The 13,258-nt window shown below is 72.0% G+C and carries 9 protein-coding genes and 2 pseudogenes; 5 read left to right on the top strand and 6 right to left on the bottom strand.

Annotated elements, in window-relative coordinates; translation table 11 throughout:
- The first annotated feature begins 95 nt into the window (after window positions 1-95).
- Entirely contained in the window at window positions 96-3,995 is a 3,900-nt protein-coding gene (locus DRB96_RS25680; protein ID WP_112450588.1) for a DNA-directed RNA polymerase subunit beta', read from the top strand.
- Between the two features lie 106 nt (window positions 3,996-4,101).
- On the opposite strand, the gene DRB96_RS25675 is transcribed toward DRB96_RS25680, so the two are convergent.
- The gene (locus DRB96_RS25675; RefSeq protein ID WP_162689034.1) at window positions 4,102-4,875 is read right to left on the bottom strand and encodes a YfhO family protein; all 774 of its coding nucleotides are present in this window, start codon (window positions 4,873-4,875) and stop codon (window positions 4,102-4,104) included.
- Between DRB96_RS25675 and DRB96_RS25670 the strand changes: the two are divergent.
- Window positions 4,802-4,990 (top strand): annotated as a pseudogene (locus DRB96_RS25670) (chorismate synthase); the annotation flags it as partial. The gene DRB96_RS25675 and the pseudogene DRB96_RS25670 overlap by 74 nt on opposite strands.
- 99 nt (window positions 4,991-5,089) lie before the next feature.
- Here the strand turns inward: DRB96_RS25670 and DRB96_RS25665 are convergent.
- The 4 genes and pseudogenes from DRB96_RS25665 to DRB96_RS25650 all read right to left on the bottom strand — a co-directional run.
- Window positions 5,090-6,010: pseudogene (locus tag DRB96_RS25665) on the bottom strand (RluA family pseudouridine synthase); the annotation flags it as partial.
- Between the two features lie 24 nt (window positions 6,011-6,034).
- Entirely contained in the window at window positions 6,035-7,570 is a 1,536-nt protein-coding gene (locus DRB96_RS25660; protein ID WP_112450586.1) for a serine hydrolase, read from the bottom strand.
- 64 nt (window positions 7,571-7,634) lie between these two features.
- On the bottom strand, window positions 7,635-8,477 hold the full coding sequence (locus tag DRB96_RS25655) for a siderophore-interacting protein (RefSeq protein WP_112450585.1): 843 nt from the start codon (window positions 8,475-8,477) through the stop codon (window positions 7,635-7,637).
- Window positions 8,478-8,539: 62 nt separating this feature from the next.
- Window positions 8,540-9,445: a 5'-3' exonuclease gene (locus tag DRB96_RS25650; protein ID WP_112450584.1), complete on the bottom strand. Its 906-nt coding sequence runs from the start codon at window positions 9,443-9,445 to the stop codon at window positions 8,540-8,542.
- A 334-nt stretch (window positions 9,446-9,779) separates the two neighbouring features.
- On the opposite strand from DRB96_RS25650, the gene DRB96_RS25645 reads away from it, so the two are divergent.
- Window positions 9,780-10,328 carry an XRE family transcriptional regulator gene (locus DRB96_RS25645; RefSeq protein WP_112453705.1) on the top strand — a complete coding sequence of 183 codons (549 nt, stop codon included), beginning with the start codon at window positions 9,780-9,782 and terminating at the stop codon, window positions 10,326-10,328.
- A gap of 8 nt (window positions 10,329-10,336) precedes the next feature.
- Window positions 10,337-11,074 carry a helical backbone metal receptor gene (locus DRB96_RS25640; RefSeq protein WP_112450583.1) on the top strand — a complete coding sequence of 246 codons (738 nt, stop codon included), beginning with the start codon at window positions 10,337-10,339 and terminating at the stop codon, window positions 11,072-11,074.
- A 15-nt stretch (window positions 11,075-11,089) separates the two neighbouring features.
- On the opposite strand, the gene DRB96_RS25635 is transcribed toward DRB96_RS25640, so the two are convergent.
- Complete coding sequence (locus DRB96_RS25635; RefSeq protein ID WP_112450582.1) at window positions 11,090-12,214, bottom strand: TDT family transporter; 1,125 nt, start codon at window positions 12,212-12,214, stop codon at window positions 11,090-11,092.
- A 70-nt stretch (window positions 12,215-12,284) separates the two neighbouring features.
- Here DRB96_RS25635 and DRB96_RS25630 point away from each other — a divergent pair, with 70 nt between their 5' ends.
- Window positions 12,285-13,256, top strand: a complete 972-nt coding sequence (locus DRB96_RS25630; protein ID WP_112450581.1) for a LysR family transcriptional regulator — start codon at window positions 12,285-12,287, stop codon at window positions 13,254-13,256.
- The last annotated feature ends 2 nt before the right edge of the window (window positions 13,257-13,258 follow it).

Below are 13,258 nucleotides of genomic sequence, written 5' to 3'. Positions count from 1 at the left end.
GGCCTGACGGGGGGCTCGCTCAAGAGCCCCCCGTCATCCCCGGGACCGTTCAGACCATGATTGAGACTCGACCCCGAAAGAGGGATTGACGCACAGTGCTCGACGTCAACTTCTTCGACGAGCTGCGGATCGGCCTTGCCACCGCGGACGACATCCGAACCTGGTCCCACGGCGAGGTCAAGAAGCCGGAGACCATCAACTACCGCACGCTCAAGCCCGAGAAGGACGGACTCTTCTGCGAGAAGATCTTCGGTCCGACCCGGGACTGGGAGTGCTACTGCGGCAAGTACAAGCGTGTCCGCTTCAAGGGCATCATCTGTGAGCGTTGTGGCGTCGAAGTCACGCGCGCCAAGGTGCGCCGCGAGCGGATGGGCCACATCGAGCTTGCCGCTCCCGTCACCCACATCTGGTACTTCAAGGGCGTCCCGTCGCGCCTCGGATACCTGCTGGACCTCGCGCCGAAGGACCTCGAGAAGGTCATCTACTTCGCCGCGTACATGATCACGTTCGTGGACGACGAGCGCCGCACCCGCGACCTCCCGTCCCTGGAGGCGCACGTCTCCGTCGAGCGCCAGCAGATCGAGAACCGCCGCGACGCGGACCTCGAAGGCCGTGCCAAGAAGCTCGAGACCGACCTGGCCGAGCTTGAGGCCGAGGGCGCGAAGGCCGACGTACGCCGCAAGGTGCGCGAAGGTGCCGAGCGCGAGATGAAGCAGCTCCGTGACCGCGCCCAGCGCGAGATCGACCGCCTCGACGAGGTGTGGGCCCGCTTCAAGAACCTCAAGGTCCAGGACCTCGAGGGCGACGAGCTGCTCTACCGCGAGCTGCGTGACCGCTTCGGCACGTACTTCGACGGCTGCATGGGCGCCGCCGCGCTGCAGAAGCGCCTGGAGTCCTTCGACCTCGACGAAGAGGCCGAGCGCCTCCGCGAGATCATCCGTACCGGCAAGGGCCAGAAGAAGACCCGTGCGCTCAAGCGCCTCAAGGTCGTCTCCGCGTTCCTGCAGACCAGCAACAAGCCCAAGGGCATGGTTCTGGACTGCGTGCCGGTGATCCCGCCGGACCTGCGTCCGATGGTGCAGCTGGACGGTGGCCGCTTCGCGACCTCCGACCTGAACGACCTGTACCGCCGCGTGATCAACCGCAACAACCGCCTGAAGCGCCTTCTCGACCTCGGTGCCCCCGAGATCATCGTGAACAACGAGAAGCGCATGCTCCAGGAGGCCGTGGACGCCCTCTTCGACAACGGTCGTCGTGGTCGTCCGGTGACCGGTCCCGGCAACCGTCCCCTGAAGTCCCTCAGCGACATGCTGAAGGGCAAGCAGGGTCGATTCCGCCAGAACCTCCTCGGCAAGCGCGTGGACTACTCCGCGCGTTCCGTGATCGTCGTCGGCCCGCAGCTGAAGCTGCACCAGTGCGGTCTGCCCAAGGCCATGGCGCTGGAGCTCTTCAAGCCGTTCGTGATGAAGCGCCTGGTGGACCTGAACCACGCGCAGAACATCAAGTCGGCGAAGCGCATGGTCGAGCGCGGCCGCACGGTCGTCTACGACGTGCTCGAAGAGGTCATCGCCGAGCACCCGGTTCTCCTGAACCGTGCGCCCACGCTGCACCGCCTCGGCATCCAGGCCTTCGAGCCCCAGCTGGTCGAAGGCAAGGCCATCCAGATCCACCCGCTCGTCTGCACCGCGTTCAACGCGGACTTCGACGGTGACCAGATGGCCGTGCACCTGCCGCTTTCGGCAGAGGCGCAGGCCGAGGCCCGCATCCTGATGCTGTCCTCGAACAACATCCTGAAGCCGGCAGACGGTCGTCCCGTCACCATGCCGACCCAGGACATGGTGCTGGGTCTGTTCTTCCTCACCACCGACGGCGAGCTCCGTGACGTCAAGGGCGAGGGCCGCGCGTTCGGCTCCACGGCCGAGGCGACCATGGCGTTCGACAACGGTGAGCTCGCGCTCCAGTCGGCCGTCGACATCCGCTTCCCGGTGGGCACCATCCCGCCGCGCGGCTGGGTGCCCCCGGTCGCCGAAGAGGGCGAGCAGGAGTTCCAGCAGGGCGACCAGTTCCGGCTGCGCACCACCCTGGGCCGCGCGCTCTTCAACGAGCTGCTGCCCGAGGACTACCCGTTCGTCGACTACTCGGTGGGCAAGAAGCAGCTCTCCGAGATCGTCAACGACCTGGCGGAGCGCTACCCCAAGGTGATCGTGGCGGCGACGCTCGACAACCTGAAGGCGGCCGGCTTCCACTGGGCGACCCGTTCGGGCGTCACCGTGGCCATCTCCGACGTCGTCGTGCCCGAGGCCAAGAAGGCCATCGTCAAGGGCTACGAGGAGCTGGACGAGAAGGTCCAGAAGCAGTACGAGCGCGGTCTGATCACCAAGGACGAGCGCACGCAGGAGCTCATCGCGATCTGGACCAAGGCGACCAACGAGGTTGCCGAGGCGATGAACGCGAACTTCCCCAAGACGAACCCCATCTTCATGATGGTTGACTCGGGTGCCCGAGGAAACATGATGCAGATGCGACAGATCGCCGGTATGCGTGGTCTGGTGTCGAACGCGAAGAACGAGACCATCCCGCGTCCGATCAAGGCGTCCTTCCGTGAGGGCCTCACCGTTCTGGAGTACTTCATCTCCACGCACGGTGCCCGTAAGGGTCTGGCGGACACCGCCCTGCGTACCGCCGACTCGGGTTACCTCACCCGTCGTCTGGTGGACGTCTCGCAGGACGTCATCATCCGCGAGGAGGACTGCGGCACCGAGCGCGGTCTGAAGCTGAAGATCGCCGTTCGCGGCGAGGACGGCGCGCTGCGCAAGTCCGACGACGTCGAGACCTCGATCTACGCCCGCATGCTGGCCGAGGACGTCGTCATCGACGGCAAGGTCATCGCGCCGGCCAACGTCGACCTCGGTGACGTCCTGATCGACGCCCTGGTCGCCAACGGCGTCGAGGAGGTCAAGACCCGCTCGGTCCTGACCTGTGAGTCCGCGGTCGGCACCTGTGCCTTCTGCTACGGACGCTCGCTCGCCACCGGCAAGCTGGTCGACATCGGTGAGGCGGTCGGCATCATCGCCGCCCAGTCCATCGGTGAGCCCGGTACCCAGCTGACGATGCGTACCTTCCACACCGGTGGTGTGGCCGGTGACGACATCACGCAGGGTCTGCCGCGTGTCGTCGAGCTCTTCGAGGCCCGTACCCCGAAGGGTGTCGCCCCGATCTCCGAGGCCGCCGGCCGCGTGCGGATCGAGGAGACCGAGAAGACGAAGAAGATCGTCATCATGCCCGACGACGGCAGCGAGGAGACGGCCTTCCCGATCTCCAAGCGCGCCAAGGTCATCGTCGGCGAGGGCGACCACGTCGAGGTCGGCCAGAAGCTGACCATGGGTGCCACCAACCCGCACGACGTGCTGCGCATCCTCGGCCAGCGTGCGGTCCAGGTCCACCTGGTCGGCGAAGTCCAGAAGGTCTACAACTCGCAGGGCGTGTCGATCCACGACAAGCACATCGAGATCATCATCCGGCAGATGCTGCGCCGCGTGACGATCATCGAGTCCGGCGACGCGGAGCTCCTGCCGGGCGAGCTCGTCGAGCGGTCGAAGTTCGAGACCGAGAACCGTCGTGTGGTCACCGAGGGCGGTCACCCCGCCTCCGGCCGTCCGCAGCTGATGGGTATCACCAAGGCCTCGCTCGCGACCGAGTCGTGGCTGTCGGCGGCGTCCTTCCAGGAGACGACCAGGGTTCTGACGGACGCGGCGATCAACGCCAAGTCCGACTCCCTGATCGGCCTCAAGGAGAACGTCATCATCGGTAAGCTCATCCCGGCCGGTACGGGCCTCGCCCGCTACCGCAACATCCGGGTCGAGCCGACCGAGGAAGCCAAGGCCGCGATGTACTCGGCCGTCGGCTACGACGACATCGACTACTCGCCCTTCGGCACCGGCTCCGGCCAGGCTGTTCCGCTGGAGGACTACGACTACGGCCCCTACAACGGCTGAGTTCAGTAGGCAGTAGGCAGTACGAAGAAGCCCCCCGCCGCTCCGAGAGGAGCGGTGGGGGGCTTCTTCGTGCCGTGGATCAGGCCCGGACCGGATCAGGCCCGGATCAGGTCCGGACGCGGCGGCGGCGCAGGGAGGCGACCGTGGCCGAGGCCAGGGCCAGGAGGGAGAGCGCGGCGCCCGCCAGGCCCGGGGCCAGGCCCTTCGGGGTGAAGGAGCAGGAGACCCGGTCCGCGCCGGGGGGCAGGGGGACCGAGACCAGGCCGTGGAAGGGGACCGGGGCGGCGGTCTTCCCGCCCGCGGTGCACTGCCAGCCGGGGACGTCGGTCATCGCGAAGACCGCGGTGCCGGCCGAGCCCTTCGGGAGGGTGGCCCCGATGGTGTGGCCGCCCGCGGCGACGTCGGTGGCACCCGTGGCGGTGAGCCGGCCGACGGCCCGGTCGAGGGCGGCCCGGTCCAGGCAGCCGACGGGGTGCTCGCCGGCGGTGGCGTTCTGCGTACGGGTCCGCACGGTCACGTCGAGCACGCCCGACGCCGGGACCTCGCCGAGGGGTAGGACGCCGGCCATCCGGTCCTCCAGCGGCCGCTCGGTGCCGCCCGAGGCGAGGGTGCCGTAGAGCGCGGGGGAGTACCAGAAGGCCGCGGAGCCGGGGGCGCACCGGGCGGCGTAGGTCTGCTCCTCGGCGCTGCCGCCCCGGGTGACCGGCGGGACCTGGTAGACGGTGGCGCCGAGCACGTCCTCCTGGTGGGCGTAGACGCTGCCGGCCGGGTTGGGGGAGGCGTAGGGGCCGGAGCGGACGGTGACCCTCGGCGGCGTCCGCCACGGCCTCACCCAGGGCGGACCGGCCTCGATCCAGATCGGCAACACTGAATGGCCCAAGTGGCAGACGGTGATGTCCGCCGACCCCGTCGACGCGGAAGTCCTCGCCGGCCGGGCGCGCAACGCCTCGCTCTCCCGCCCCCCACCCGCCCACGCCGCCCTCGCCGGCACGCAGTAGTACGGATTCCACGACGCCCGGCCCGTGCCGCAGCCCGCCAGCGCCCGCCCGGCCGGGGCCGGGGCCCGGGTCCGTCTCCCAGCCGGGGAGGTCGGTCCAGGCCCGCAGGGACAGGGCGCTCTCCAGTCGGTGCGCGATCCCGGTGACGGGGTCGGTGAACTCCAGTGTGCGGGCCAGTAGTTGCAGCGGGCGGCGGTAGTCGTCCGGCGCCGGATCGCGGACCACCGGATAGACCGGGTCGCCCAGGATCGGCAGGCCGAGACTGTTCATGTGCACCCGCAGCTGGTGGGTGCGCCCGGTGTGCGGGGTCAGCCGGTAGCGCCCCAGGCCGCCCTTGACCCCGACGAGTTCGGCCAGCGTCTCGGCATTGGGCTCGGCGCCCTCGACCTCCGAGGCCGCCATCACGCCGCGCACCTTCTCGATGTGGCTGCGCAGCGTCCGGGGGAACTCCACCGCCGGGTCGTGGGGCGCGAGCGCCTCGTACTCCTTCTTGATCCGCCGCTCCTGGAAGAGCAGCTGATAGGCCCCCCGGTCCTCGGGGCGGACGCTGAACAGCACCAGCCCGGCCGTCATCCGGTCCAGCCGGTGCGCCGGGCTCAGCGCGGGCAGGCCGAGCTCCACCCGGAGCCGGGCCAGGGCCGTCTGGAAGACGTGGCTGCCGCGCGGGGTGGTGGCCAGGAAGTGCGGCTTGTCGGCGACCAGCAGGTGCTCGTCGCGGTACACGACCCCGATGGGGAAGGGCACCACCGGCTCGGCGGGCATGTCCCGGTGGTACCAGAGGAAGGCGCCCGGCTCGTACGGGTCCCCGGCGCCCAGCACGCGCCCGCCGGCGCCCAGCACCCGGCCGTCCCGCAGCAGGCGGGCCATCGACTCGGCGCCGCGCGTGCCCTCGTAGCGGGCGGTGAGGTACGAGCCGAGGTCCGGCCAGCTGCCCTCCGGGTCGGGGGGCAGCCGCATGCGGACCGGATCGATGCCGGAGACCTGGGGCAGGGGCGCGGGGGGGATGTTGCGTTTCATCGGTCCCCACCCTAGGCCGACCGGCTACTGCCGGGTGAAGGTCCCCAGGTGGTCGGCGTCCAGGTACTCGACGCGCAGGGTGCCGTCGGCGAAGGTGACCCCGGTGCGCCCGACGGCGTTCTCGCCGGCCGTCTCGAAGCTGAAGACGTCTCCGTCGTAGTGGGTGAGCGGGTAGCGCTGGGGTCCGGGCCCGAGCGCGAGGGTCAGGGCGCCGTCGCGGTCCGCGGTGACGGCGGCCTTGCCGTAGAACGGGTTGTCGTACGTCCCCGTGTACGCGGAGTCGGCCCGGGCCGCCTTGGCGGCGGCGGGCGGGCGCGCGTAGTCGGTGGGGGAGCGGCCCTGGTCGTCGAGCTGCGCGTAGAGGGCCGAGACCAGCGGGAACCAGTCGGTGGTGTTCTTGCCGTGCTCGGCGAAGTCGAAGAAGTCCAGGGCCACCGTGTCGGCGACGCCGATGGGGGCGCCGTTGGTCAGGACGACGATGCCGAGCTTCTCCCGGGGGAGCATGGTGACGTTGGTGTTGGCGCCGAGGTCGAAGGCCCCGGAGTGGCTCAGGCGGACCCGGCCCGCGGAGTCGTAGGAGACGTTCCAGCCCAGTCCGTAGAAGTCGGTCGAGCCCGTGGCGTTCACAGGCTGCGACACGATCTCGGGGAGGTGGGTGCGGGCGAGGGTGTCGGCGGGGACGATGCGCTTGCCGTCGAGCGTGCCGCCGGCCAGCTGGAGCCGCAGCCAGCGGGACATGTCGCGGGCGGTGGAGCTGACCCCGCCGGCCGGTGCCTGGGCGTCCGGATCGCGGACGAAGCGGGGGCTCCAGGTGCCGTCGGGGTTGCGCACGTGGGTGGCGGCGTGGTCGGGCGCCTTGTCGAAGGCGGCGAACTCGGTGCTCGTGCGCGTCATGCCGGCCGGCTTGAAGAGGGTGTCGTCGGCGAGCTTCTGCCAGCTGGTGCCGTGGGCCTTCGCGACGGCCTCGGCGGCGGCGGTGAAGCCGAAGTTGGTGTAGGCGTAGCTCGCGCGGAACGCGCTCAGCGGCTCCAGGCGCAGGTGGTCGAGGATGTACGGCTGGTCGTAGCCGAGGTCTTCGAGCAGGTCGCCGGCGTGGTCGGGCAGGCCGCTGCGGTGCGAGAAGAGGTCGGCGGTGGAGACGTGGCCGGTGACCCAGGGGTCCTTCAGCGCGAAGCCGGGCAGCTCGGCGTGCCGGTCGAAGTCGGCGGGGTCCTTGAGGACGCCGGCGACGACGGTGGAGGAGACCGGTTTGGAGAGGGAGGCGATCTGGAAGACGGTGTCCGGGCCCACGGCGTCCTTCTCGCCGACCCGGCGCAGGCCGAAGCCCTTGAGGTGCAGTACGCGGTCGTCGTGGACGACGGCGACGGAGACGCCCGGGACACCGGTGCGGCGCATGAGGTCCTCGACGGTTGCGTCGAGGTGGCGCACGGCCGCTTCGACCTGCGCGTCGCTGATCTGGGGTTTCGGCGCGGGCGGCGGACCGGGCGCGGCCGCTGCCGTCCCGGTGGTCGCCAGGAGGGCGGCTGCTCCGGCCGCCGTCAGCGCGCGGAGCGTACGCATGCCCCCATTGTGGCGCCGACCGGGCGGCCCCGCCTCGCGGGCCGGGGCACGGCGGTCCGGGGGCTCAGCGCGAGGCGCCGACCGGTTCCTGCTCGGCCTCGACCCCGGCGTTCCAGTCGCGCTTGATCGCGCGCCAGCCCTCGTCCGTCTCGCCCAGGCGCCAGTAGCCGGAGATCGACAGGCGCTCGCGCGGGATCTCGCGCTCGACGCGCAGGTGGCGGCGGAGCTCCTTGACGAAGCCCGCCTCGCCGTGGACGAAGGCGTGGACGTCGCGGGAGGGGAAGGCCAGCGCCCGCACGGCCTCGGTCAGCGCCTCGCCGACGGGGCGGGAGCCGCGGTGGACCCAGATCGGGGTGGTGCCGTCCGGGGTGGCGGTCTTCAGCTCGTCCCGGGGGCCCTCGACCTCGATGAACGCGTGGACCAGGGAGCCGTAGGGCATCCGCTCCATCGCGGCGCCGATCGCCGGCAGGGCGCTCTCGTCACCGACCAGCAGGTGCCAGCCGGCGACCGGGTCCGGGGTGTAGGCGCCGCCCGGTCCCAGGAAGCGCACGAGTTCACCCGGTTGGACGCGGGCCGCCCAGGGGCCGGCCAGGCCCTCGTCGCCGTGGACCACGAAATCGAGGGTCAGCTCGCGGTGCGCCGGGTCCCAGGCGCGGACCGTGTACGCCCGCTGGCGCGGCCATTCCTCACGGGGGTGGGCCGACCGGATCTGCTCCAGGTCCCACGGGGAGGCGTAGCGCACGCCCTCCGGTGCGAACAGGATCTTCACGTAGTGGTCGGTGTACGCGCCCGCTGCGAAGCCGGCCAGCCCGTCACCGCCCAGAACGATCCGCACCATGTGCGGCGTCAACCGCTCGGTGCGCACGACGACTGCGGTGCCGACCTTGCGGGCGCGTCCTTCTGCCACGACGTCTCCCTGACTTTCCGACCCTGACTTTCGTGAAGCTTAGGATTACCTAAGTTAGCACCTCAAGGGCGCAGTGTGCTGCTCAGGCGTTCAACTGCTCCCCCCAGGCCCCAGCGCCGGGCGAGTGCCGCGACCAGGTCGGGCCGGGCCGGAGCGGCCGGGAGCGCCGGATCGAACGGCGGCAGTTGAACATCGGAGGCGACCTGGACGACCTTGGGGGCGACCGCCAGATACGGCCGGGATGCGTCGAGCCGCTTGCGCTGGGTGGGGGTCAGGGCCGACTTCGGGTCGTCGATCGCCGCGATGATCCCGGCCAGGTCCCCGTACGCGTGGAGCAGCTTCGCCGCGGTCTTCTCGCCGATCCCCGGGACGCCCGGCAGGCCGTCGCTCGGATCGCCGCGCAGCAGGGCCAGGTCCGCGTAGCCCGGGCCGTCGACCCCGTACTTCTCCAGCAGCCACGCCTCGTCGGTCACCTGGAGGGTGCCGACCCCCTTCAGCGGGTAGAGCACGCGCCGGTACCGGGAGTCGTCGACCAGCTGGTACAGGTCCCGGTCGCCGGTGACGATGTCCACCGGGCCGGTGGCGCGGGTGGTCAGCGTGCCGATCACGTCGTCCGCCTCGTAGCCGGCGACCCCCACCCGGGCGATCCCGAAGGCGTCCAGGGCCGCCTCGATGATCGGCACCTGCGGGGCCAGGGTGTCCGGGGTCTCCTCGAGGTCGGGGCCGCTCGCGGACTCCTGCGCGACCCGGTGGGCCTTGTAGGAGGGGATCAGCTCCACCCGCCAGTGCGGCCGCCAGTCGGCGTCCATGCAGGCCACGAGATCGTCGGGCCGGTGGTCCTGTACGAGGCGGCCGATGAAGTCGAGCAGGCCGCGCACGGCGTTGACCGGGGTGCCGTCGGGGGCTTTCACGGATTCCGGCACGCCGAAGTACGCGCGGTAGTAGAGGGAGGCGGTGTCCAGGAGCATCAGGCGTCGTGTCGTCGTCACGATCACGATGATGCCTTGGCGCCACGGGCAAAGTGGCGCAGGTGCGGTCTCTCGGCTCTTGAGCGCGAAACCGGGGCCGGTTGCTGCGTAAGGTGCTTACAGCACACCGATGCGCGATGGACCAGGACAAGGGGAGGGCAGCCCCGCCATGGACGACAGGGATGGCACGGACGGCACGAAGAGCGTGAGCGGTACGAGCGGCAGCGGTACGGACGGTACGAGCGGCACCCGCCGTGCGGGCGCCGCGAACGGCGCGGGCGGCCCCGACGAGAAGGACCGCGACCGGGACAAGGACGCCAAGGAGCCGCTCCGGGTGGGCGTCGCCGTGCGCAAGAGACGCCGGGCGCTGCACCTCACGCTCGCCGCCGTGTCCGCGCGCAGCGGCCTGTCGGTCCCCTTCCTCAGCCAGATAGAGAACGAACGGGCCCGCCCCAGCATGCGGTCCCTCGAACGGGTCGCCGACGCGCTGGAGACCACGGCCGTCGAGCTGCTGGCCGCCTCCGACACCGCGCGCACCGTGGACCTCGTCCGGGCCGGCGACGACTCGGGGCTCACCCCGGTCCCCGGCGTACGGCCCCTCGTACGCGGGCACCACCAGCTGCACGCACTGGAGTTCACCGGGGACCAGGACGCCGGCCGCGAGTACCAGCACCGCAACGACGAGCTGATGTACGTGGTCTCGGGCGCCTGCCAGGTGGAGGCGGAGGGCCGGGCCTACCGGCTGGAGAACGGGGACGCGCTGTTCCTGTCCGGCGGGGTGCGCCACCGCTGGCGGGCCGTCACCGAGGACACCCGGATCCTGATCGTGGCGGTCGGCGACCACATCCACGCCACCTCCGAACCGCCCTCGCCGGGACACTGAGGAACCGGGTGCGCACGCCGGAGCGGATCGTCTCGCTGGTGCCCTCCCTGACCGAGGCGGTGGCGGTGAGCGCGCCCGGAGCGCTGGTCGGGGTGACCGACTGGTGCACGCACCCGGCCGCGCTCGGGGAGGCGGCGCGCGTCGGGGGCACCAAGAACCCCGACGTCCGGGCGATCGTGGAGCTGCGCCCGGACCTGGTCATCGCCAACGAGGAGGAGAACCGGGCCCCGGACCTGGCCGCGCTGCGGGCCGCCGGGCTGGACGTGCTGGTCACCGAGGTACGGGACCTGCCGCAGGCCTTGAGCGAGCTGGAGCGGGTCCTGGTGGGGGCGCTGGGGCTGGAGCGGCCCGGCTGGCTGGCGGACGCCGAGGCCGCGTGGGCCCGCGTGGAGCCGCTCCCGCCCGCCCTGGCCTTCGTACCGGTCTGGCGGCGGCCCTGGATGGTGCTCGGGCGGGACACCTTCGCGGGAGACCTGCTGGCCCGCCTGGGCGTCCGCAACGCCTACGCCGGGCACGCGGAGCGCTATCCGCGGATCGGGGCGGCCGAGCTGGCCGCTTCGGGCTGCGACCTCGTCGTCCTCCCGGACGAGCCGTACCGCTTCACCGCCGGTGACGGGCCCGAGGCCTTCCCCGGGATCCCCGCCGCGCTCGTCAGCGGACGGCACCTGACCTGGTACGGGCCCTCGCTGGCCGAGGCCCCGGAGGTCCTGGCGCGGGCGCTGCGGGCGGCGGGCCCGACCCCGTAGGAGATGGGCACGGCACTAGCGGGGTGCGGCGATCAGGCGGCCGGTGAACAGGCCCCGCAGGGTGTTCGCGGCGGCGAGCAGCCAGGCGGTCAGCAGGGCCAGGAAGAGGGCCGCGGCCAGCCAGGAGAAGGCGGTGAGCCCGGTGTGGCGGGCCAGCCCGGCGGCGCCGGTGACGCAGGTGCCGACGGGGAAGGTCAGCGCCCACCAGGTCATCGCGAACCCCATGCCGTCGCGGGCGGCCCGCACCAGCATCGCCGCGGCCAGCGCCAGCCACAGCAGGGCGAATCCCATCACGGGGACCCCGTAGACGACGGCGAAGGCGGCGAAGGCGCCGGAGTACGCGCCGGATATCGACTGGGGGGCCATGTCCGCGAGGGAGTTCACGGCGGTGGTGGACTGGCCCAGGGGGCCGAGGACCAGGAACAGGGTCGGGGTGAGCGCCAGGGGCAGGGGGCCGCTCACGATCAGCCGCCCGAAGACCAGGGGGAGCATCAGCAGGGTGGCCAGCAGGCTGATGCCGAACATGGCGTAGCAGCCGAGCAGCATGGCCTCGCGGGCCTGGCCCGCGGCCAGGTGGGGGATCAGCAGGGGGCCCAGCGCGGCGGAGACCATCGGGGCGACCAGGGGGAGCAGCCAGACGGGGGTGGCCTGGTGGGCCTCGACCTTGTGGCGGACCACCATCAGGTACGGCACGGCCACGGCCGCGACCAGGCCGATCGCGGTGCCCGCGGTGAACAGGACCGTGTCGGCGGCGACGGCGGCGCGGACCCCGATCAGGTCCTTGCCGACGATCAGGGCGCCGCCGCCGACGGCCAGCAGGGCCATCGAGAGGCAGCCGTAGAACGGGGCCACGGCGGGGTCGAGGAGGTGGGCGCGGGCCTGGTCGCGGTGGTGGAGCCAGTGGCCGGCCCGGGCGGTCAGGAGCACGGCGAGGGCGGTGGCGGCCAGGACCCAGAAGAGCTGGCAGACCACGCGCTGGCCGGGGAGCTGGTAGGGGAGGGTCGCGCCGGCGTTGGCGATGATCGCCGTGCCCATGACGGCGGCGTACCAGTTGGGGCCGAGGTGGCGCAGCGCGGGAGCCTTGTGGGTCCGCTGGATCCCGGGGGTGGCGGGACGGGGTCGTACGAGGGTGGTGGCCATGGGTCCAGCCTCGTGCCGGGCGGGGCCGGACGGCAGGGGGCAGTGTCCTATGAGGGCATAAACTGAATTTATGGGCAATGGGTACGGCAGTGGCAGCGGATACGGCAGTGCGTACGGCAGCGAGGAGCGGCCCGACGCGCTGGTTCCGCTGGCGCACCGGGTCCCCGACCTGGGCGCCATGGAACTGCTGATCGCGGTCGCGCGCCTCGGCAGCCTGAGCGGCGCCGCGCGGCGGCTCGGGATCACCCAGCCCGCCGCCAGCAGTCGGATCCGGGCGATGGAGACCCGGCTCGGGGTCGCGCTGGTGGACCGGTCCCCGCGCGGGTCGACGCTGACGGCGGAGGGTGCGCTGGTCACGGACTGGGCGCGACGGGTGGTGGAGGCGGCCGAGGCCTTCGACGCGGGCGCGCAGGCGCTGCGGGGCCGCCGGGACTCCCGGCTGCGGGTCGCGGCGAGCATGACCATCGCGGAGTACCTGCTGCCCGGCTGGCTGATCGCGCTGCGCGGACAGCGCCCCGGTACGGCGGTGTCGCTGCACGCGGGGAACTCGGCGGTGGTGGCCGAGCGGGTCCTCGCGCACGAGGCGGACCTCGGCTTCGTGGAGGGGCTGAGCGTGCCGGAGGGACTCGACTCGGTGGTGATCGCGCAGGACCGGCTCGTGGTGGCAGTGGCCCCCGGGCACCCGTGGGCGCGGCGCTCGCAGGGGGTCTCGGCGACGGAGCTGGCGGCGACGCCGCTGATCCTGCGGGAGTGGGGATCGGGGACCCGGCAGGTGTTGGACGCGGCGCTGGCCGGGTGCGGGGGGCTGGCGGAGCCGCTGCTGGAACTGGCTTCGACGACCGCGGTGAAGGCGGCGGCGGTGAGCGGGGCGGGGCCGTGCGTGCTGTCGGAACTGGCGGTCGGGGACGAACTCGCGGGCCGCAGGCTGGTGTCCGTGCCGGTGATCGGGGCGGGGCTGGCGCGGGAGCTCCGGGCGGTCTGGCCCGCGGGGGCCCGGCCGGCGGGCCCGGCGCGGGACTTGCTCGCGCTGACCCGCCACTGACC

The sequence above is a fragment of the Streptomyces sp. ICC1 genome (assembly GCF_003287935.1).
GTDB classification, from domain to species: domain Bacteria; phylum Actinomycetota; class Actinomycetes; order Streptomycetales; family Streptomycetaceae; genus Streptomyces; species Streptomyces tritrimontium.
This window is presented reverse-complemented; position numbering and strand designations above follow the sequence as displayed.